This window comes from Rhodococcus jostii NBRC 16295, from assembly GCF_001894825.1.
In the GTDB taxonomy this organism is placed as follows: domain Bacteria; phylum Actinomycetota; class Actinomycetes; order Mycobacteriales; family Mycobacteriaceae; genus Rhodococcus_F; species Rhodococcus_F jostii.
The window spans coordinates 1-20529 of the sequence record NZ_BCWY01000121.1 but is presented as its reverse complement, the minus strand read 5'-3'; the positions used below and the strand labels follow the sequence as shown (position 1 = coordinate 20529).

Here is a 20529-nt window from a genome sequence, read left to right as displayed (position 1 = left end):
CGCATCCGAGATCGCCCGAGACAACGACCGATTCCTGACCATGTTCCGCACACTCAGATCCTCGACGGCGATCACTTGATTTTCGCGCACCAGCCGAGTGGAGAGGTTGTGCAGATAATCGCGACGCCGATCGGCGATCCGGCCATGAATCTTCGCGACCTTCAGTCGGGCCCTGGCCCGGTTACGGGACCCCTTCTGCTTCCTGGCCAGCACCCGCTGCGCCCTCGCCAGCCGCTCACGGTCCCTGCCCTCGTGGCGCGGGTTGGTGATCTTCTCCCCCGTCGAGAGCGTGTAGAGGCTCGTGATCCCGGCGTCGAGCCCGACCACCCGATCGATCGACGGGGGCTCGGTGATCGTGTCCTCGACGAGAATCGAGATGTGGTACCGACCGCGAGCATTACGCGACACCGTCACCTGCGACGGCACGCAGCCCCGGGCCGAACGACCGGGTTTGCGCCGAAAGACTCACGGATCAACCAGGCGATCGACACCGCTCACCGCCGGTTCGACGGGCGACCCGTACGCGACTTCGTTCCGTTACTCGTCGAACGCGCCGCTATCAGATCCCTCACCGTCGACACCTGAAGGTGCACCATCGCGGATAGTCCCGCAGGCGGAATTCACCCGCCGGTAACGGCGGACGCAACACGAGCTCTCTAGCGTGGAAGAGTGCCGATGCCGCGCGGCATCGGCACCCGTTCCCCCAGCTCCCCCACGTCCCCGCCGTCCTGCCTGTGGAGTAGCCATGGAAGTGCTGGCAATCGTCGTTGCCCTCGTTACCGTCCTCGTCATCGTTCCCGGCGTCCACCTTCTGCTGGCGGCGGTGATACTCGTCGAACAGCGCCGCCTCGACCGCCCGGAACCCGACACCGATCGACACATGCCGGACCGCCCCTGAGTATTTGATCTGATGCTTCGCGGCTGGTCAGGGTTGCTACCTGCGGCGACACGCCGATAATTGCGGGGGTTACCCATCATCTGTAGTCCCCGCAAAGTGCTACGGTAGTCGTCGTGCCCAAGTCGTCCACCCCTCCCGACACTTTGCTGCGCAGCGCCGCGTTCGTCGTTGCCGATCTCCATCGGGTGGGGAGAGCGCAGCTGGATACTGCACTGGCCGATGAGGGGTTGACCCTTCGAATGCATTGGATCCTTGCGTGCCTGAAGCAGGAGGGTGAACTCACCCAACGCCAGGTGTGCGACGTTCTCGCCGTCGACCGCAGCGACATGGTGCGCCTGGTCGACGGCCTGGAGAAACGAGGCTTCGTGGTGCGGAGAAAACATGCCAAGGATCGGCGTAAGCAGTTGCTCTCGCTGACCGAGGACGGCGAGAAGACGGTGGCCCGGACCGAACAATTGGTCGACGACGCCACCGACAGACTGTTCGCCGACCTCACAGCGAAGGATCGCCGGACCTTGCACCGGCTCACGCTGCGCGCACTGGGCTACCCGAAGAAATTCGCCGACACCGGCGCGTGACGGCGCTGCGACCTCCGTCGCCTGCGCCTCTCGGCTCATCGATCTCGGGCACCGGCCTGCCCACCCCAGAGAGGAACAACGGTTCTCCATGTCCGTCTCAGTCAGAGAACGGCTACTTCCCGCCGAATTCACCCGCGGTGATCTCGCGGCCCCACCCCGCACCCTGCTCGACATTCTCGAAGCGACCGCCCTGGAGTACCCTGACGCACCCGCGATCGACGACGGCGAGCACACCGTGACCTACGCGGAGTTGATGGTGCTGGTGAGTGAGGGCGCGCGGCGGCTCGCGAGCAAAGGCGTGCGGGCGGGCGACCGGGTAGGCATCCGGATGCCGTCGGGTTCGCGAGAGCTGTATCTGGCGATCTTGTCGACCCTCACCGCAGGGGCCGCCTACGTACCGGTCGACGCGGACGACCCCGACGAGCGCGCCGAGTTGGTGTTCGGTGAGGCGCGGGTCAAGACGATCCTCACCGCGGAGGGCGCGCACACCTCCGCATCGGTGCCGGCCGAGCTGTGTGTCCCGACACCCGACGACGACGCGTGGATCATCTTCACCTCCGGGTCGACCGGTACCCCCAAGGGCGTCGCGGTGACTCACCGCAACGCAGCGGCCTTCGTCGACGCGGAGGCCCGCCTCTTTCTGCGCGACGCGCCGCTCGGCCCCGGTGATCGGGTTCTCGCGGGACTGTCGGTGGCCTTCGACGCGTCCTGTGAGGAAATGTGGCTGGCGTGGCGGCACGGTGCCTGCCTGGTCCCTGCACCCCGGTCACTGGTGCGCACCGGCATGGACCTCGGCCCGTGGCTGATCTCCCGCGAAATCAGCGTCGTGTCCACCGTTCCGACCCTGGCCGCATTGTGGCCCGTGGAAGCTCTGGAATCGGTGCGACTGTTGATCTTCGGCGGCGAGGCCTGCCCACCGGAGCTGGCGCAGCGCCTCGCCGTTCCGGGCCGCGAGGTGTGGAATACCTACGGACCCACCGAGGCCACCGTCGTCGCCTGCGCCGCGCAGATGTCGGGAACCGGCCCGGTGCGCATCGGTCTGCCACTCGACGGCTGGGATCTGGCGGTCGTCGACGCCGACGACCACCCAGTGGCCGAGGGTGAGGTCGGTGAGCTCGTGATCGGCGGCGTCGGGCTCGCCCGCTACCTGGACCCCGCCAAGGACGCCGAGAAGTACGCGCCGATGCCGACACTGGGCTGGGACCGCGCGTACCGCAGCGGCGACCTGGTGCGGCTCGACCGCGAAGGACTGCTGTTCCAGGGGCGTGCCGATGACCAGGTCAAGCTGGGCGGACGACGCATCGAACTCGGCGAGGTGGACGCCGCACTGCAGGCCCTGCCCGGGGTCGCGGGGGCTGCCGCTGCGGTCCGCACCACCGGCTCGGGCACCGCGGTGCTCGTCGGATACCTTGCCGCACCGACGGATTTCGACGTCAACGCAGCCCGTGCCCTGCTGGCAGAGCAGCTTCCGGCCGCACTGGTGCCGCGACTGGCGCTGGTCGAGGAACTTCCCACCCGTACGTCCGGAAAGGTGGACCGGGATGCACTGCCGTGGCCGCTCCCGGGTACCCGCCCGCAGGACACCTCGGCGCCGGACCTCCACGGCACCGCAGCCTGGGTCGCCGAGCTGTGGGCCCGGACTCTCGGTGCCCAGGCGGGTGGGCTCGACGACGACTTCTTCGCGATCGGCGGCGGCTCGCTCAGCGCCGCCCAGCTGGTCAGTGCCCTACGTGAACGGTTCCCGGAGGTCACCGTCGCCCAGCTGTACGACCACCCGCGGCTGGGATCGCTGGCCGAATTCCTCGACGACCTGGCCCCGGCGTCGTCGGTCGAACCGCGCACCGTCACCCCCACTCCGCGCCGCGCCCAATGGGTTCAGCTCGCACTGACCGTGCCACTGACCACGCTGACCGGACTGCAGTGGCTGACCTGGCTCGCCGTCGCGAACAATGTGCTCGCACGGTGTGTCGACGTCGCCTGGGCGCCGACGTTGTCCTGGTGGACGGTGGCGGCGATGTTCCTGCTGTTCATCACCCCTCTCGGCCGCATGACCACGTCCGTGCTCGGTGCCCGCCTCCTGCTGCGGACGCTCACCCCGGGGACGTATCCGAGGGGCGGCTCGGTGCACCTGCGGATCTGGCTTGCCGAACGCCTCGCCGAGGCCAGCGGTGCCGCCAACGTCTCCGGCGCCCCGTGGATGATCTACTACGCCCGCGCGCTCGGCGCCCGAATCGGCCGCGGCATCGACCTGCACGCCCTGCCCCCGGTCACCGGAATGCTCGAACTCGGTGACGGCTGCTCGATCGAACCCGAGACCGACCTGTCCGGGTACTGGATCGACGGCGACGTCGTCCATGTCGGGTCGATCAGCATCGGGGAACGCGCGACGGTCGGCGCCCGGTCGGCGCTGCTGCCAGGCGCGGTGATCGGTCACGACGCCGAAATCGCCGCCGGATCCGCGGTGATCGGCAAGGTCAAGGCCGGCCAGCAGTGGGCCGGGTCGCCTGCCGTCAAGGTGGGCAAGGCGAACCATTCGTGGCCGTCCCAGCGCCCGGCGCCGGCGACCCGGTGGGTGCCGGTCTACGGACTCACCTCGCTGATCCTGTCGGCGATGCCGCTGATCGCGCTGGGCTGCGGTCTGCTGCTGCTCGGCTGGTGGATCCGCGGCGCCGACACCGTGGGCGCCGCTGCCGCGGCGGCGCTGCCGATGCTTCCCGCCGCCACTCTGCTGGCGCTGGCCGTGTTCGCCGCCCTGACCGTCCTCGCGGTCCGGCTTCTCGGCATCGGACTCAAAGAGGGGTACCACCCGGTGCGCAGCCGCATCGGGTGGCAGGTATGGGCCACCGAGCGACTGATGGACTCCGCCCGCACCTTCCTGTTCCCGCTCTACGCGAGCATGCTGACCCCCGGCTGGCTGCGCCTGCTGGGCACGAAGGTCGGAAAGAACGTCGAGGCCTCCACCGTTCTGCTCGTGCCGAAATTCACCACCGTCGGCGACGGCGCGTTCCTCGCGGACGACACCATGATCGCCCCCTACGAACTCGGCGGGGGGTGGCTTCGGATCGAGCGGGCCAAGGTCGGCAAGCGCGCCTTCCTCGGGAACTCCGGCATGACCGGGCCCGGTCGCCGGGTACCCAAGAACGGCCTGGTGGCGGTCCTGTCCGCCGCACCGCACAAGTCGAAGCCCGGCTCGTCCTGGCTGGGCAGCCCGCCCGTTCGACTGCGGCGGGCGGCCACCGAGTCCGACTCCGCCCGCACGTTCGCCCCGCCGCTTCGGCTGAAGGTTGCCCGCGCCGCCGTCGAAACGTGCCGCCTGATCCCGGTCGTGATCAGCTTCGCGATCGGACTCGGCGTCCTGTTCGGGTTCGAGGTCCTCGTCGGCCGTGTCGGCTACCTCGCCGCGGCCGCACTCGGTGGCGTCGTCCTCATGGTCGCGGGCGCTGTGGCCGGGGTGGTCTCCGTGGCCGCGAAGTGGCTTCTCGTCGGCCGCATCGAGGACGTGGAACACCCGCTGTGGAGTTCCTTCGTGTGGCGCAACGAGGTCTGCGACGCCTTCGTCGAGACGGTGGCGGCGCCGTGGTTCGCGCGGGCGGCTACCGGCACCGCCGCACTGAACGCCTGGCTTCGGGGCATGGGCTCCCACCTCGGACGCGGCGTGTGGTGCGAGACGTACTGGCTGCCGGAAGCCGATCTGGTCCACCTCGGCGACGGTGCCACGGTGAACCGGGGCTGCGTAGTGCAGACCCACCTGTTCCACGACCGCATCATGAGCCTGGACACCGTGACCCTCGGCGCGGGAGCCACACTCGGACCGCACTGTGTTGCACTGCCCGCCGCCTCCCTCGGCGACGGCTCCACCGTGGGCCCCGCCTCGCTGGTGATGCGCGGCGACGCCGTCCCGCCGTCCACCCGCTGGCAGGGCAACCCCATCGCACCCGTGACCTGACCGGCGATTCGCCTCAATCCCGGTAGGCCGGGGCGGGCGGACCGGGGACCGGGCCGAGAACGGTCAGCCAGCGGTCGTAGAGACTCATCCACATTCCGTCCGTTCGCAGCCGGTCGAGGGTGCCGTTCACCAGACGCACCAGCTCGGTGTTGGTCTTGTTGATGCCGATGCCATACGGCTGCGTTTCCAGTGACGGACCGACGATCTCGAGTGCCGGGTCCTGTTCGGCCAGGCCCGCAAGAATGGAGTCGTCGGTGCTGACGGCGTCCGCCTGACGCTGCTGGAGGACCACCAGGCAGTCGGCCCAGTCGGGAACCGCGACAATCGTGGCCTGCGGTTGGACCCGCCGGATCGTGTCGAGCGAGGTGGTATCGGCGGCGGCGCACACCCGTTTGCCTGCCAGATCTGCCGGCCCCGAGATCGCCGACCCCCTGGTCACCAGCACACGCTGGTCGGCCTCGAAGTAGACGGTGGAGAAGGCCACCCGCTCGGCACGCTCACACGTGATCGTGATGGTCTGCGCGACGATGTCGACCTGGTTCTTCTCGAGCGCGTCGAAGCGGCCGCCCTGGGTCAGGAGTCGGAACTCGACCTTCGTCGGATCGCCGAGGAGGTCGCGCGCAATCTCCCTCGCCACGTCCACGTCGAACCCCTCGAGGGTGTCGGTGTTCGGGTCACGGAAGCTGAACAGGTTGGTGTTCTGGTCGACCCCCACGATCAGCCGACCCCGCGCGAGGACGTCGGCGACCAGCCGCCCCGGTGGCACGGCGCCCTCCGGGACGGGCGGTCCCGGACGCAGGCTTGCCAACGCCCCGCATTCCTCCGGCGCCACTGGTGCCGGAGGAGCGACACCCGAGGGCGGGATGATCTGCGTTCCGGTCGGCAACGACAGTTCCGAATAGTTGCCTGTGACAGCGGGAGTGACGGGTTCGGGTGCAGCGCAACCGGCGATGACGGCCCCGGTCACCACCAACACGCCGGCGAAGCGGCGCGCGCGAGATGCTCGACGCCGGTGCGAACACGCAGCGCACGGACTCGGCAGCATTCGGCTCGCTTCGCACGGCGGCATCAGTGGTACTCGTTCAGTCTGGGCCAGATGCCCCCGCCGACGGCGAACCCGGCGAGCACGCCGATCACGACGGCACCCACGCTCAACAGCGAGGTCGGGCGATACGCCTCGGTCGTGGCCTCGCGTTCCTCGTTCCTCAATCGGTCGATCGCCGACTGCAACGCCTCATCGAGTGCGGAAAACTGGGCGGTGGGTGCAAGCGCCCCGGGGTCGGTCGCCAGAGCGGCCGCCGCCGGGTAATCGCCGTTCGCGAGCGTCTGGTGCAGCAACTCGTGGGCGCTCCGCCAGCCCTCGAGCGCCGCGGCGGCGTCGGCGACCGCCGCATCGGCGGTGTCGCCTCGCGAGTTCCGGTGTTGTTCGAGTATCTCGGACAACACCGTTGAATGGCGCGAGAAGTCGACCTCCGACTGGGGGTCCGAACCGCGTTGCAACACGCCGAGCATCTCATCTGCGCGTGCCTGCTGCGCCAGAATCCGAGCCGTCGTGATTGCGCTGAGGGGTTGCGCCCCATCGGTCCTCGCACGCTCGGCCGCCGAGGTGGACAGCAGGAACGCCACCATCGACCACACGAGGAGGCCGGCGACGAGAAGCGCGGCCACGATCAGGCCGGGGTTGAACAGCCGTCGGCTCTTGCGTGTCAGGTATACGTGCGCGAGCAGCAGCGCGACGAGAGTGGCGGCCGTCACGGCGACGGTGGCCACCGGCAGTCGAGCGGTGCGCGCTTGTGTGGAGGCCACCGACTTCCATTGCTCGGTGGAGAGGCGGTGCGCCAACGGAAGGATGCCGGCCTGCATCATCGATGACGCGTTACGCAGGTAGGTGATTCCGACCGGGTTCCCCGAGCGATCGTTGGCGCGTGCGGTGGAGACCAGGCTGGTGTACTCGGCGAAGCGTCGCGAGACCTCCGACAGCAGGCCCAGCGCTTCCGCGTCCGCCGGGGAGACGCCGTTCGAGGCGGTCACCAACGCGTTGGACGCGTCACCGACGGCCTGGTTGTACCGTTCGCGCACCGCCACCGGTTCGACCCCGCCGAAGATGAACGACGTTGTTGCTGCGGCGTCCGCGATCGACAGCGAACTGTAGAGGCTCTGGGCCGCGTCGGCGAGCGGCTCCGAGTGGGTCCGCAAGGCGTCGATTTCCTGTTGACGCGCCCCGTTGATCGCGGAGGCGACCGTCCCCGCGGCGAGGGCGGCCGCGACGAGAACCACCGCGAGCACCGAAAGCCGTCCGGGTGTCGACGCGAGAAAACCCCGCCAGGACGGCCGAAGCCGTTCGGGTTCGATGAGCAGAGACTCGTCCAGCGCGTGCGGGTCGCCGGCTATGGTGTCTCCGCGTAGGAACACCAGTCCTCCTCGCTGTTCGACATCGGGTCAGCGCGACTCGTCGATCGGCGTCTCGTCCGGGATGGCCCAGCCACCGGCGACGAGGTGAGCGTGGACCCGTTCGACATCGGCGTCGTGGGGCGTTTCGTCGGTGACCTTCGTGATCATCACCTGGATGTCCGGCTTACCGATCGGGAGGTCACCCTGGTCGACGAGTGCTGCGGTGATCTCGCGAACCTCGTCGTCCGAGAGACGTCGGCGGAGCAGGGCTATCAGGGGGATGTAGTCGGTCTCGGGCACCCCCTGCGGATAACCGGCGCGCAGCCATTCGATGATGTTGCCCAACAACGGCGGCAGGGCCTTCACGAGGGGAGGTTTCTCCTCGATCGGTGCTGCGAGCGGCCAGCCGCCTGCGGCGAGGCGAGAGGCCACCCGCTTGACGTCGTCGTCGCCGGGGTGTTCGTGTGCGAGGCGGGCGATGGCCTCTTCGATCTCTGCGCGGTCGATCTTGCCGTCCTCGAGGGCATGTCCGGCCGGGTCCGACAGCTCGTCGACGATCTCGCCCACCTCGGTGTCGGTGAGCCTGCGGTGCAGGACGGCGAACAACGCGACGTAGTCTTCGCGGGGAACCCCGTGCGGGTAGCCCTCGCGCACCCAGCGCAGGACCTTCGCCGGAACTGAGGTGATCGGTTTTCGTGGCACTGTATGCGTCCTTTCCGGGGTCAGAAGATGTAGATCCCGAAATCGTGGGCGAGGAAGTCCTTCATGATGAAGAGGATTCCGGCGACGATCGCGACGACGATCACCGCGAAGCATGCCAACCCTGCGATCGAGGCGGCCGGTGTGCGTGTGGCACTTCCGTCCGCGGACGTCGTGACCCCCGGCGACAGGAATCGGATTCCGAGCGCGAAGATGGCGGGCAGGCCGGCGCCGAAGAGCAGGCCGATGAGCACGACCTGCCACAGCGAGTCCACGGTGTCCATGAACAGATTCACGATGCCTGCCTCTCAGATCTGAGCGGAATGCGAGCTGTGCGTCTTCTCGGACGGCGGGGTCAGCCCACCGTCCCAGTCCTCGTTCACGTTCGAGGTATCGATCGGGTTCCGCCGCGAGCGCAGGTACATGGCGCCGGCCGCCACCAGGAGCAGCGCGAACACCACGAGGACGCCGGGCAGTCCACCGATCACATCGGCGATCACCCAGCACACCGCCCCGACCACGGCGGCGGAGGGAAGGGTGAACAGCCACGCGACCGCCATCCGGCCGGCCACACCCCACCGGACCTCCGCCCCGGACTTGCCGACTCCGGTGCCGAGGATCGATCCGGTTGCGACCTGGGTGGTCGACAGCGGCAACCCGAAGTGGCTGGAGGTGAGGATGATCGCGGCCGAGGACGCCTCGGCCGCCATCCCCTGGGGCGAGGTGATCTCGACGAGACCCTTCCCGAGCGTGCGGATGATCCGCCAACCGCCGAGGTAGGTGCCGAGGGCGATCGCGAGGGCGCACGAGAGTTTCACCCAGAACGGCATCGCGGTGTCGGCGGTGATGCTGCCGTACGCCACCAACGCCAGGAAGATGATGCCCATGGTCTTCTGCGCGTCGTTGGTGCCGTGCGCGAGCGAGACCAGAGAGGCCGACCCGATCTGTCCCCAGCGGAACCCCTGTTCCTTGGCATTCTCCTCGACGCCGGCGGTGATGCGGTAGATCAGCCAGGTGCCGGTGGCGGCCACGAGACACGCGACCACCGGTGCGAGCACCGCCGGAACGAGGATCTTGCTCACCACCCCCGACCACTCGACGCCGCCCATCCCGAGGGCGGCGATGGTCGCACCGATCAGCCCACCGAACAGGGCGTGCGACGAACTCGAGGGGATGCCGAGCAGCCACGTCAACAGGTTCCAGAGGATGCCTCCGACCAGGCCGGCGAAGACGATGATCAGCAGCGCCTGCCCGCCGGTGTCGCCGAGGTTCACGATCCCCTTGGCGACGGTGGCCGCCACCTCGACCGACAGGAACGCGCCCACCAGGTTGAGTATCGCGGAAAGTGTCACCGCCACCTTGGGTTTGAGTGCCCCGGTGGCGATCGAGGTGGCCATGGCGTTTGCGGTGTCGTGGAATCCGTTGGTGAAATCGAAACCGAGTGCCGTGACGACGACGATGAGGAGAACGAGAAATTCTGCGTTCACTCTTCCAGTCTCGTCGGTGTGGACCCGGCGAACCAGCCCCCACCTGGGTGTTCATGGCGTGTTCAACTCCCCGCAATCGCAAAGAGATCGCGCAGCCGAACAATTGCGGCTGCGCCCGCTCTGGGCACGGTGGCCGGGAACCGCCGGCACTGAACAAGTGTCCGAACGGGTTTCGCGGGAGATGCGTGCGTCACAGACAGCCGGTGCGAAATTGACGCGGGCGGTGGCGGGCGAGCACGATTTACACCATGAACTCCGCGGAAGAAGCACGCCAGATCTCGCAAGTCACCACGCGGCTGATCACAAAATTTCCGGCAGTGCCGCAGGAGGCGGTCGAAGCCGCCGTGCACGACGCGGTTGTCCAGTTCGAAGGCGGGCGGATTCGGGACTTCGTTCCGTTGCTCATCGAACGCACGGCAACCGCAAACCTCGTGTCATCGATCAACGCGTGACCCTCTACAGCAGCCAGGGCTGAACAGACGCAGCGCGGCCCCACCGATCACAGGTGGGGCCGCACCTCTCGTGTCAGCGTGGGGCCGAGTCCGCTCGTCGCTCATAACGTGCACGTGCCAGGGCGTGAGCCTTGCGAAGCAACTCGCGGGTGACCGCGTCGGTGCCTGACCCGGGGTCGACGACTGCCAGCCAGGCCGCGGAGCCGTAGACGGGATGGGCAATGACGGTGTCGGGCGCGCCGGCGTCGACGTCGGTGGGTCCCTGCTCGCGCGGTGTGTGGCCGACGGCCTCGATGAACGCCTCCTTCCCGGCATGGATGTTGACCCGGAAGGCACCCTCGCGGTCCAGACGCGAGCCTTCGTCACCGGGGTAGTTCTTGGTGACGATCGTGGCGAAGGGCTGAGTCGCCTGGGGAACAACTCGATCCGGTGAATAGTAGAAGAAGCTGTCACCCCAACTGATCTCCGGCGAACCGTCGCCGGGCGCCGGCCTCACAGTCAGGACGTCGTCGAGGCCCTCTACGAAGTCGATGATGTCGTCTATGGTCATAGCTTCCAGCGTTTCATTGAGGTGCTTGTGGAGGCCTGGGAGCATGAAAGCAGGAGCTATCGGGTGAAAAGTCTCAAATCTCAGAATATGCGGACCGTGGACGTCGCCCGGCGGGTCGGGTGCTCCGTGCAGCACGTCCGCAACCTCGAACGCGACGGTGTGCTTCCTCCCGCAATCCGCACCGCCACCGGGTACCGGATCTACTCGGAGGTGCATCTGCAGTCCGCGCTGGCCTACCGAGATCTCGCTCTCGGCGCCGGTCCGGTGGAAGCCAAACGGATCGTTCGCAGCGCCCACACGTCCCCGGAAACCACGGTCGCACTCCTCGACGAAGCACACGCCCGACTCCACACCGACCGGACCGAAGTCGCGCTCGCCAAGACGGCTGCCGCCGCGATCTCCACCGAACCGATCGAGGACGTGCGGGCATCGGACTCGATGGGCGTGAGCGAACTCGCCACCGCACTCGGCGTGCGGCCCTCCACGCTACGGCACTGGGACGCAGAGGGACTCGTCATCCCCGATCGGGACACCCCGACAGGAACCCGCAGGTACTCCCCCGCCCACGTCCGCGACGCCCGCATCGTCCATCAACTACGCAAGGCCGGTTACCGCATCGCACCTCTCTGCGTCGTCTTGACACAGCTACGGCACACCGGCTCGAGTGATATCGGCGCCGCACTCGACGCCCGTGACCAGACCATCACTGCCCGCTCCCGGGCCCTCCTCGACGCAGCGCCCGCTCTCGCCGCACTCCTCGCGCTCCGCACCATCAGTCCGCCCGTGAGAACACCGCCACCAGAAAGTCGGAATCCTCGGTGAACGGGCGCAGATCCCACGTCGAGAGCAACAGGTCCACGGCGAGGCCGTTGGCCTGCGCGTCCGTGAGGAACTGCGAGAACTCGTAGCCCCGATCGGCGCCGAACCCGACGACCACACGACCGGTCGGGGCGAGATGGGCGGCGAATCCCGCGAGCACCGACTCCCGCGTAGACGGCGCCAGGAAGGTCATCACGTTGCCCGCACACACGATCAGCTCGAAATCGGCGGCAACCCCGCGGGACGGCAAATCCAGCTCGGCGAGATCACCCACCAGCCAGGTCGGACCGGGGTGGTCTTCTTCCGCCACCGCGATGAGCACAGGATCGACGTCGACGCCCACCACGACATGACCGGCGTCATGCAGGTAGCCGCCCAGGCGACCCAGTCCACACCCCGCGTCGAGAACGCGACCGCTGCGTCCGAGCATCGCATCGACCAGACGCGCCTCGCCGACAATGTCCTGACCCTGCGCTTCCATCGCCCGGAACCGCTCGACGTACCACATCGAATGCGCCGGGTTGGCGGCGGTGATCTCCTCCCACTGACTGGGGATACGCTCACTCGGGGTACGTGCACTCATCATCGACTCCTCCTCGATCCGGCCCGATCGGCGAGCCACTGCCACCGTATGCGACGCCATCCCGATCCCCGAAACTCGTTGAGTCGTAGACAGCGTCAATTTCGGTCGAGGCACACCGCGGACGCCGGATCCGGTGCGCAGATCTGCTGCCACGTGTAGAAGCCGGAGTTGACGACGACGTCGAGGTTGTCCTTCGTGATGTTCTGCACGGGTAGGAACACCGTCGGTACGGCCATGTACTGGTTGTCGATCGTGCCGTTGATCATCTCCGCGGGAATGCCCTCACCGTGCAGGATCGCCGTAGTCACGTGGGCAGCCACCTTCGCCTGGTCGGACAGATTCTTGAAGATCGTGTTGTCGAGGGTGCCCTGCGCGATCAGTTGCAGCGCAGCGAGGTTGGCGTCCTGCCCCCCGGTCACCGGGATCCGCCCGGCCAGCCCGCGACCGGCCAGCGCCGCGACGATTCCGCCGCCCAGGTCGTCGTTCATCGTGACGAACAGTTGCGACGTCGTTGTTCTCACGGGTCAGGCACTCGTCCGCGAATGCCTGCCCCTCGGCCGGGTCCCAGTCGTCGATCGCGGTCTGGCAAACGACACGGATCTTGCCGCTGTCGGCGAGCGGCTGCAGATATTCGTCCTGACCGAGCCGAAACTGACGGGTCCCGTATTCACCGAGGTTTCCCTCGACGCGGGCGATCTTCAGGCCGTCGCCAGGCATCGCGGCGATCAGATCGGCGGCACGGCTCCCCTGCCGTCGGCCGACCTCGAGCGGATCGAAGATCACCTGGACGTCCGCGGGTCCGCCGACCGCGTCGTGGTCGTACAGCACCACCGGAACGTGCGCCCGGGCGGCGGCGGTCAAGGCACCACCCGAGAATCTCGCGTCCGCCGAGATCAGCACGAGCACCGACGCCCCGTCCGCGATCGCCGACTCGACCTGGCTCTGCTGACGGGCGGGATCGCCCTCGGCGTTGCGAACGGTGACCGTCGCCTCCGGCGCGAACAGCTCCAGGAAGTCGGTGAACAGGGGTTCGTCTCGCTCCACGAAGCGGGTGGTCGTGGTGTTCGGCAAGAGGAAGTAGACCTTCTCCGCGCCGTCGTCCCCCGACGGCGCCGGGGCCGCGCATGCACCGAGGACCACCGCCGCAACCGACACCGCGACGCCGAACGCGCGAATCCGTGTCTTCATGAGCCTGTCTTCATGAGCTCGAGGACCTCCAGGCTGATCGTGCCCAGTCTGGAGATACCCGCGGTCGAGGCCGGCTACGCGTGCCCGCCGAGGCTTTCGAAGTTTTCCGTCCCTGATCGGCGCACACTGAGTGCAGGGATGAGGAGGAGAGGGTGATCCACCAGGACCGCGGTGCCGTATCCGGCGGAGCTCGTGACACTTCGCCGCCCGACGAGCATCTCCTGAACGAATCTCTGCTCGTCGAACCCGAGATCCGCCGGCGCCCCTGGCGCGAATTCCTCGCATCGACGCCCGGGCGCCTGTCTCTCCTCGCCGTCGTCCTCGTAGCGGTGGCGCTCACCGCCGGGATCGTGACCTCCGCCGTGATCGGCGCACGGCAGCAGCAGATGGAAACCCTTCGCGCACATACGGAACCGCTGGCGGACGCCGCACAGAATCTGTTCAGTTCACTGTCGATCGCCGACGCCGCGGCGACGTCGTCGTTCATCGCCGGTGCCATCGAACCGCTCGCGGTGCGCGACCGGTACAACCAGGCGATCGCCGACGCATCGAACGCACTCATCACCGCCTCCTACGGCGTCACCTCCGGTGATGTGGACACGCTGCGACTCCTGACCGAGATGTCGCGGCACCTCGCCGTGTATACGGACCTGGTGGCGACCGCACGGTCCAACGACTCCGCCGGAAATCCGGTCGGGGTGGCATATCTGGGAACCGCGTCGGCTCTCATGCAGGACACCATCCTGCCCTTGGCCGAACGCCTCTACAACGAACAGGCCCGCGCGGTGGCCGACACGCAGTCCCACACCGCCCGACTGCCCGCCACCGCCATAGTGGTCACGGTGGCCGCGGTCGTGGTACTCGCAGTCGCACACGCGTACGTCGCGCATCGCAGCCGCCGACGCATCAATCCCGGTCTGGCATGCGCGACGATCTTGCTCGCGGCCCTCGTCGTATGGATCGTGACCGCCGGGTTGTTGTCGACGTCGGCGAGCGAACGCGCACGAATCGACGGCGCCGAGCCTCTCGCCGCGGTCACGAAGGCGCGGATCCTCGCCCAGCAGACCCGCGCCGACGAGACGCTCGGACTGCTCCGGCCAGGTTTCGACCCTGCCGGCAGCGACTACGCCCGGCACACGGACGCACTCACCGCGATTCTGACCTCGGACGAGTCACGGAATGCCGTCGTCGCACCAGCGATCGACGATGCGTCCGCCGCATTCGACGGATGGCGGAGCGCGCACCGGGAACTACAGCGGAAACTCGCAGACGGCGACTTCCAGGGTGCGGCGGACATCGCGGTCGGCCCGGGATCGACGGCGTCGACCGCCCAGTTCCGAGCCCTCGACGAAGCGCTCGAAGACGCGATCACCGCGCTGCGCACCGAGGAACTCGACGCGATGCGGGAGTCGTACCGCACGATGGCGGCGCTGTCCGTGGGCAGCATCGTGCTCGCCCTTTCCGCAGCGCTCGCCGTCGTCGCGGGGGTCGAGCCCAGAGTCAGTGAGTACCACTGATGGTGCGATCACACCGCAAACGTCGACCGGGATCCGCCCGGCCGCTCGGCGGCCTCGCGTTCGGAGCTGTCCTGCTCATCGGCTGCGGAAGCCCCGACGCACCGACCCCGACGTTCTCCGGGGACTTCACGGAGTTTCCCCTGTCGGTCGGTGCGCAGATCATTGCACCGTCCGAAACGCCACCACCGGAGCCGTCGAATTGCGAGGCCCAGGCCAGCCTCCGCCCGGGACCTCCGAACCCCGACGGCGCCCTCGCGGAGATCCGCGCACGCGGCGCGGTGGTCGTCGCGGTCGACCAGAACACCAACCTGTTCAGCTTCCGCGACCCGACGACCGGCACCCTCACCGGCTTCGCCGTCGACCTCGCGCGGGAGGTGGCACGTGATCTGCTCGGCGATCCCACCAAGGTCGAGTTCCGACCGCTCGGTGCCGACGACGGCGCCACGCTGCTCGCGCACGGCGACGTCGACATGATCCTGCGCCCGGCGGCACTCACCTGCGACGGTGCGCAGGACGTCGAGTTTTCGACGGTGTACCTCGACACGCCCCGCCGGCTCGTGGTGCGGGACGGGTCGGGCATCTCCGGTCCGGAAGACCTGGCCCGGCGCCGAGTGTGCACCCATCACGACCCGGCGTCGATCTCGGCGTTGACGCGCATCGCCCCCAAAGCGACGATCCTCGCAGTACCCGACTGGGACGATTGCCTCATGGCGATCCAGCAGCGGCAGGTCGACGCGGTCGCGGGCGGCGCCGCACTCGCCGGCCTCGTCGCCCAGGACCCGAATCTGGAGATCGTCGGTCCTGCTTCCGACTCCGCGCAGTACGCCATCGGCGTCGCGCCGGGAAACGACGATCTCGTCCGGGCCGTCAACGGCACACTGGAACGCGTCCGCGCGGACGGAACCTGGACGGCTCTCTACGAACGCTGGCTGTCGCCGCTCGGCCCCGCCCCCGAACCGCCGGCCCCGGAGTACCGGGACTGAACTACCCCGCTCGGCTCGGATCGTCATCGGCGACGGTCGTGGGCACACCCGTCCCGAGCGGATCGAGCAGGGCCGTCGTGCGGGCACCCCAACGCTCGTGCGCGGACTGCCGCGTCATCCCGGCCGCCTTGCCGATGGTTGCCCACGTCGCACCCTGAAAGCGCAGTCCGAGCACAGTTTCGATGCCGTCGAGCCCGGCGGCGAGCCGGATGCGCAGACTCAGCAGATGCCAGGCCAGGGTGCGCTGCGTGGGAATGTCCGTGCCCTGCTCCGCCTCCCATTCCGGCGTGCCGGGAAGTGGCCCGGTGCCGATGATGTCGTCAGCGTGCCGACTTGCTTCGGCCGCAGCAGCCGTGATCACCGCCCGAGCAGCGGAACCGATATCCGCCCCGACAGCGCGTTCGACGAGTTCCATGACGATCCTCCAATTCTGTCAGGCCCAGCCTGACGCAGAACGGAGGGGATGTCAAGTATTACCTGACACGCGACCTGGAGGTAGCTTCGCTGCTCACCTGGCCCGTCAGCTCAACCCTTCCGCCGCCGCCACCGAGGGCACCGGCCCCCGGGTGTAGACGTCGAGATGAAAATCCTTGTCCCGGTACGACCCGGCACGATCCAGGCCGTCGGTCGCCGCGACCGCCTCGTGCACGGCGCGCCCGGTCTGCGGGTACTCCGGAACCGGGTGCTGCCAGTGCACGGCGACGAGGGTGCCGCCCTCCTCCAGAGCGTCGACGGCCCGGCCCAGGGTGGCGACCAGGTCACCGGGCGTGAGGTAGTACAGCACCTCACTGAGCACCACCAGGTCGAACGTGCCGGGCGGCCAGGGGTCGAGGAGCGACGCCCGGCCGAGTTCCACCCGGTCCGCCACGCCGTCCTGTTCGAGGCGATGCCGGGAGCTTTCGAGTGCACCGGGAACCACGTCCGTCGCGACGACCCGATCGCAGCGGGCGGCCAACTGCGCCGTCAGCACCCCGATCGAGCACCCCGGTTCGAACGCCCGCCGATAGTGGGGGCGCGGCAGCGCGGCGAGCGTGATCGCGTACTTTCGGTGTTCGTACCAGCGCTCGCCGAAGCCCCACGGGTCCGCCGATTCCGCATACATCGTCTCGAAGTAGCCGGGATCCATAGGGCTCACCAGAACACCCCTTCCGTCGTCCGCAACAATCTCGCGAGCACCCACGGCGGCAGGATCGCGGCGTCCCGCGCATCTTCCGAGAGGGGGAGGATCTGGGTGCGGAATTCGTCGACGGCACGGCGTTTTCGGGCCAGGATTTCGGCGGCCGGCGTGAGCACCCGCATCCGCTCCCAGGGCACCGCGGCGTCTGTCGGCCGTGCCCAGTGCCACATCCAGACCGGGTATTCCACCAACCGGTGGCCGGTGATGGAACACGACTCGGCCGCAGCCCTTCCCGTGGACTCGTGATCAGGGTGGCCGTCTCCCCGCCAGGTGGCGAGAACCCACACTCGCTCCCCGGGCCGGCAGGTCGCGGTGAGCACGTCGACGAGGCGAGCAGTGAGTTCCCGCTCGTGCGTGTCCACCTCGCCGTCGGGAAGTCCGAGCCGGAGCGGTTCGCCGACACCCAGAAGCGCGGTCGCCCGGTTCGATTCCGCGATTCGTGCGGTGGCCAGCGCGTCGGGTGACAGGCTCGGCGAGCCCGGATGGGACGCCGCACCATCCGTCACCGCAACGACCACGACGGGGGTGCCGTGCGCGGCGGCGGTGGCCACGAGCGCACCCACCCCGACCACCTCGTCGTCGGGATGCGGGGCGACCACGATCATGCGGTCGCATTCCGTGAGCGGTATCGCCGAAAAGGCGTTGTCGCCCAGCCACGCCTGCCACTCGTCCTCGGGTGTGCCGCGACCGGCCACCGGCGTCTCCCGGAATCTGTTGCCGCCATCCATGTCAGTCCACCCTCGCGACGAGTTCGCCGAGGGTCGCGAGATCCCGTTCGGCGTGCGATTGCCTGATGTAGACGAGGAGGTCCGCGACGTTGCGGGCATGGTCGGCGTCCGTCGCGAGCGGGGCGGCGCCCAGCGCGCGGCCGACCCGGTCGATCACCTCGCTCGCCGTCCGCTCGACCAGGCCCCGCACCCGGAAGGCGCGCAGCTGGGCCGACCTGCGGTCGAGTGGACGCGCGTCCACTTCCGCGGCCGCGGACTCGAGCGACCACCGTGCCGCGCTGACCGCCACGTCGACGGCGCCGAGGTGCGCGAGCTGATGACTGTCGGCCCGGCCGCTCCGCGCCCGCGCGCGCAGCGGTTCGACTACGGCGAGGGCGCCGCCGAACCAGCACGCCGCCACGCCGATCCCGCCGTGCCAGAATCCGGGACGGTCGAGGTACTCCGTCGCCGCGCCGACCGGCCGCGCGGGGACGTCGTCGAACGTCACGGATTCGGTGTCGGTCGCTGCCATGCCCGGGTTCCGCCAGCCGCCCCGCTCCGCGGTGACCCCCGGTTCTCGGAGATCGACGGCGAACAGCCGGGGTTCCCCGTCGACTCGCGCCGTGACCAGGGCATGCGTGCACATCGACGCGCCCGAGCACCACGCCTTCGTTCCCCGGAGCCGCCACCCCGACGGATTCGGGAAAGCGTCCAGCACGGGATGCGGTGGCTCACTGGCCCACACACCCCAGAATTCGTTCCGGCCGGCCCGGGTCCCGTCGAGTTCGGCGAGGATCGCGTCAGCGTCGGCGTGGGCCTCGAGGAGGCGCCCCACCGAAAGGTCGCGTTGGCACCACCGGGTCAAATGTGCCCACCGGTCCGCGGTTGCGCCGTCACCGGGCAGCGGCAGTTCCGCGTCCCCCGCCCGAATGATCGCCGCCACCGTCGCGGCGGTGGGGCTGCTGTCGCGGCTCACGTCGGTACTCATCGGTCCTGCAGTCCTTCGAGGTAGGAGGCGAATCCGTGCGGCGCGCGGGCGTCGGCACGGGTCGACGTCTCGACGGGGGCGTCGATGCTCCACACCACGTTCGCGCCCCGCTCGACCATCCTCTGCACCAGGTCGACATCCTCGTGCGCGGGCAGTGCGGCGAACCCTCCCACGGCGCGATACAGATCCGCGGCGAATCCCAGGGACGCGCCGTGCACGTGCCCGTGCGTGGGGCCCGACCGGTAGGCGCCGGCATACCGCGACCGGACGTGGTCGGGCAGGCCCGACCAGTCGGTGACGGTCACCGTGCCCGCCACCAACTGCGCACCCCGACTCGCATGCTGAAGATGCGACGACAGCCAGTGGGCGGGGACGTGCGAGTCCGCGTCCGTCGTGGCGAACCATTCGTGTGGGCCGGCGGTGACGGAGTCGAAACCCGCGCGCCGGGCCGCCCCGACGTTCTGCGCGTCCAGAACCACGACGTCGACCCCCGCTCCGCGGACGACGGCCTCGCTGCCGTCGCCGCAACGGTCGAGCACCACCACCGTCCTGACCGGCACGGACACCTCCCGCGCGGCCGCACGCAACCCCGACAAGCACCGCGGTAGCAGCGCTTCCTCGTCGTGGACGGGCACGACCACCGTGATGTGCTCGACGCGCATGACGTCCCTCCCGATCGCTCGCTGTCTCAGGGTTCAGCAAGTACCCAGTCCGCGATCGGTGGAACCACGGCCGCGGTGCCCCCGGTCACTCCCGCTCGAGCGGCCCCGATCGATGCTCGATTTCAAAACACCCGTGACGCGTCTTCATTCGAAGCTCACCTCGGTGCCCCTCATGGTCGGCGCGCCGACGAGTGTCGTCCAACTCGGCACGTCCTCCGGCGCCATGCCGCCGGCCTCGCCGTAGACGACGTCCAACGTGTCCTGCTCCATCTTCGAACCCGCGTAGCTGGCGGGCGTGACCTCGGCTCCGTACCCCGGGACCTGATCGGGAACGCCGGCCGGCGCCGGGAAATAATCCGTGGTCGACGGGCCCGGGTTGCGCGAGGGCACCTGGTACGAGCCGTCGTTGAACGATCCACCCGGATACTGCGGGAACTTTCCACCCGGTGCGGTGACGTTGTCGTAGCACGCCGGTCCGCGGTCGTCGAGCAGGCGCGGCTCGTCCTGGTTGGGCACGTAACGCCCCTTCGGGTTGACGAACTGCACGCTGGCACGCACACCCGGGTACGGATCGTCCGGCGCCAGCAGCTCCCGGGCGACGGGGGCGGACTTCGCGAAGCCCGCGAACGTGCATTCGAAGCTCGGCGAGTAGCGGCCGAGGATCTGCAGTGCCTCTCGCGAGTCGGCGGCGATGCTGACGATGGATTCTGCGTTGGTCTGCAGGAGATCCGCGGTGCTCGATGCGGTTCCGGTCAGCGAGGCGAGCAGCGTGGAGATCTCACCCTGCTTCTCCACCACCGTATTTCCGGGGGTGCGCAGGTTGTCGAGGGCGTTGACCAGGTCGGGGGCAGCCTCCGAGTACGTCTGCGAGAAGTCCGCGAGACCACGCAGATCCTCCTGGATC

The 20529-nt window shown here is 68.7% G+C and carries 23 protein-coding genes and 2 pseudogenes; 8 read left to right on the top strand and 17 right to left on the bottom strand.

All coding sequences use genetic code 11. From position 1 onward, the window contains the following. Positions 1 to 414 (bottom strand): RNA-guided endonuclease TnpB family protein (locus RJ1_RS40410; RefSeq protein WP_255284951.1); only part of this gene is annotated, 414 nt, incomplete at its 3' end. Here RJ1_RS40410 and RJ1_RS49125 point away from each other — a divergent pair. From RJ1_RS49125 to RJ1_RS40395, 4 genes are all read left to right on the top strand, one after another. Then, positions 379 to 585 (top strand): three-helix bundle dimerization domain-containing protein, encoded by a 207-nt coding sequence (locus tag RJ1_RS49125; RefSeq protein WP_073369363.1) that lies wholly within the window; start codon positions 379 to 381, stop codon positions 583 to 585. The genes RJ1_RS40410 and RJ1_RS49125 overlap by 36 nt on opposite strands. 160 nt (positions 586 to 745) lie before the next feature. Further along, positions 746 to 898 carry a hypothetical protein gene (locus tag RJ1_RS47070; RefSeq protein ID WP_162850419.1) on the top strand — a complete coding sequence of 51 codons (153 nt, stop codon included), beginning with the start codon at positions 746 to 748 and terminating at the stop codon, positions 896 to 898. A 113-nt stretch (positions 899 to 1011) separates the two neighbouring features. Then, positions 1012 to 1476, top strand: a complete 465-nt coding sequence (locus RJ1_RS40400) for a MarR family winged helix-turn-helix transcriptional regulator (RefSeq protein ID WP_073369361.1) — start codon at positions 1012 to 1014, stop codon at positions 1474 to 1476. 88 nt (positions 1477 to 1564) lie between these two features. After that, positions 1565 to 5422 carry a Pls/PosA family non-ribosomal peptide synthetase gene (locus RJ1_RS40395; protein ID WP_073369359.1) on the top strand — a complete coding sequence of 1286 codons (3858 nt, stop codon included), beginning with the start codon at positions 1565 to 1567 and terminating at the stop codon, positions 5420 to 5422. A gap of 13 nt (positions 5423 to 5435) precedes the next feature. Here the strand turns inward: RJ1_RS40395 and RJ1_RS40390 are convergent, their stop codons facing one another. The 6 genes and pseudogenes from RJ1_RS40390 to RJ1_RS40370 form a co-directional block, all read right to left on the bottom strand. Then, the gene (locus RJ1_RS40390) at positions 5436 to 6467 is read right to left on the bottom strand and encodes a glutamate ABC transporter substrate-binding protein (protein ID WP_073369357.1); all 1032 of its coding nucleotides are present in this window, start codon (positions 6465 to 6467) and stop codon (positions 5436 to 5438) included. Between the two features lie 23 nt (positions 6468 to 6490). Next, positions 6491 to 7834 (bottom strand): GlnX family signal transduction membrane protein, encoded by a 1344-nt coding sequence (locus tag RJ1_RS40385; RefSeq protein WP_073369355.1) that lies wholly within the window; start codon positions 7832 to 7834, stop codon positions 6491 to 6493. A 27-nt stretch (positions 7835 to 7861) separates the two neighbouring features. Continuing rightward, positions 7862 to 8179: a DUF3349 domain-containing protein gene (locus tag RJ1_RS48415; RefSeq protein ID WP_240320155.1), complete on the bottom strand. Its 318-nt coding sequence runs from the start codon at positions 8177 to 8179 to the stop codon at positions 7862 to 7864. Positions 8180 to 8218: 39 nt separating this feature from the next. After that, positions 8219 to 8629 (bottom strand): annotated as a pseudogene (locus tag RJ1_RS48410) (DUF3349 domain-containing protein); the annotation flags it as partial. Then, entirely contained in the window at positions 8536 to 8808 is a 273-nt protein-coding gene (locus RJ1_RS40375) for a hypothetical protein (RefSeq protein WP_240320102.1), read from the bottom strand. The gene RJ1_RS40375 and the pseudogene RJ1_RS48410, both read right to left, overlap by 94 nt. Before the next feature lie 12 nt (positions 8809 to 8820). After that, complete coding sequence (locus tag RJ1_RS40370; protein WP_073369350.1) at positions 8821 to 9999, bottom strand: inorganic phosphate transporter; 1179 nt, start codon at positions 9997 to 9999, stop codon at positions 8821 to 8823. Positions 10000 to 10247: 248 nt separating this feature from the next. Here RJ1_RS40370 and RJ1_RS40365 point away from each other — a divergent pair, with 248 nt between their 5' ends. Further along, positions 10248 to 10451, top strand: coding sequence for a three-helix bundle dimerization domain-containing protein (locus tag RJ1_RS40365; RefSeq protein ID WP_073369348.1), 204 nt, complete (start codon positions 10248 to 10250; stop codon positions 10449 to 10451). A gap of 73 nt (positions 10452 to 10524) precedes the next feature. Here the strand turns inward: RJ1_RS40365 and RJ1_RS40360 are convergent, their stop codons facing one another. After that, positions 10525 to 11001 (bottom strand): DUF6194 family protein, encoded by a 477-nt coding sequence (locus RJ1_RS40360; protein WP_073369344.1) that lies wholly within the window; start codon positions 10999 to 11001, stop codon positions 10525 to 10527. A gap of 87 nt (positions 11002 to 11088) precedes the next feature. Between RJ1_RS40360 and RJ1_RS40355 the strand changes: the two genes are divergently transcribed. Then, complete coding sequence (locus tag RJ1_RS40355) at positions 11089 to 11823, top strand: MerR family transcriptional regulator (protein ID WP_083400829.1); 735 nt, start codon at positions 11089 to 11091, stop codon at positions 11821 to 11823. On the opposite strand, the gene RJ1_RS40350 is transcribed toward RJ1_RS40355, so the two are convergent. From RJ1_RS40350 to RJ1_RS48395, 3 genes and pseudogenes are all read right to left on the bottom strand, one after another. Next, complete coding sequence (locus RJ1_RS40350; protein ID WP_073369366.1) at positions 11774 to 12403, bottom strand: class I SAM-dependent methyltransferase; 630 nt, start codon at positions 12401 to 12403, stop codon at positions 11774 to 11776. The genes RJ1_RS40355 and RJ1_RS40350 overlap by 50 nt on opposite strands. 95 nt (positions 12404 to 12498) lie before the next feature. Continuing rightward, entirely contained in the window at positions 12499 to 12891 is a 393-nt protein-coding gene (locus RJ1_RS49515) for a substrate-binding domain-containing protein (protein ID WP_501193863.1), read from the bottom strand. A gap of 76 nt (positions 12892 to 12967) precedes the next feature. Beyond that, a pseudogene (locus RJ1_RS48395) lies at positions 12968 to 13591 on the bottom strand (substrate-binding domain-containing protein); the annotation flags it as partial. Positions 13592 to 13743: 152 nt separating this feature from the next. On the opposite strand from RJ1_RS48395, the gene RJ1_RS40340 reads away from it, so the two are divergent. Both RJ1_RS40340 and RJ1_RS40335 read left to right on the top strand, forming a co-directional pair. After that, on the top strand, positions 13744 to 15108 hold the full coding sequence (locus tag RJ1_RS40340) for a GlnX family signal transduction membrane protein (RefSeq protein ID WP_073369338.1): 1365 nt from the start codon (positions 13744 to 13746) through the stop codon (positions 15106 to 15108). Beyond that, positions 15108 to 16091, top strand: coding sequence for a glutamate ABC transporter substrate-binding protein (locus RJ1_RS40335; RefSeq protein ID WP_073369335.1), 984 nt, complete (start codon positions 15108 to 15110; stop codon positions 16089 to 16091). Before RJ1_RS40340 ends, RJ1_RS40335 begins: the two co-directional genes overlap by 1 nt. A 1-nt stretch (position 16092) precedes the next feature. On the opposite strand, the gene RJ1_RS40330 is transcribed toward RJ1_RS40335, so the two are convergent. The 6 genes from RJ1_RS40330 to RJ1_RS40305 form a co-directional block, all read right to left on the bottom strand. Continuing rightward, the gene (locus tag RJ1_RS40330) at positions 16093 to 16506 is read right to left on the bottom strand and encodes a hypothetical protein (protein ID WP_073369333.1); all 414 of its coding nucleotides are present in this window, start codon (positions 16504 to 16506) and stop codon (positions 16093 to 16095) included. Positions 16507 to 16611: 105 nt separating this feature from the next. Beyond that, positions 16612 to 17229: a class I SAM-dependent DNA methyltransferase gene (locus RJ1_RS40325; protein WP_083400847.1), complete on the bottom strand. Its 618-nt coding sequence runs from the start codon at positions 17227 to 17229 to the stop codon at positions 16612 to 16614. After that, positions 17223 to 17996, bottom strand: a complete 774-nt coding sequence (locus tag RJ1_RS40320) for a PIG-L deacetylase family protein (RefSeq protein WP_073369328.1) — start codon at positions 17994 to 17996, stop codon at positions 17223 to 17225. Before RJ1_RS40320 ends, RJ1_RS40325 begins: the two co-directional genes overlap by 7 nt. A gap of 1 nt (position 17997) precedes the next feature. Continuing rightward, positions 17998 to 18963, bottom strand: a complete 966-nt coding sequence (locus tag RJ1_RS40315; protein WP_073369326.1) for an acyl-CoA dehydrogenase family protein — start codon at positions 18961 to 18963, stop codon at positions 17998 to 18000. Beyond that, complete coding sequence (locus RJ1_RS40310) at positions 18960 to 19625, bottom strand: glycosyltransferase family 2 protein (protein ID WP_073369324.1); 666 nt, start codon at positions 19623 to 19625, stop codon at positions 18960 to 18962. Before RJ1_RS40310 ends, RJ1_RS40315 begins: the two co-directional genes overlap by 4 nt. 144 nt (positions 19626 to 19769) lie before the next feature. After that, positions 19770 to 20529, bottom strand: a 760-nt coding sequence (locus RJ1_RS40305) for an MCE family protein (RefSeq protein ID WP_174695081.1), incomplete at its 5' end; no start/stop codon positions are given.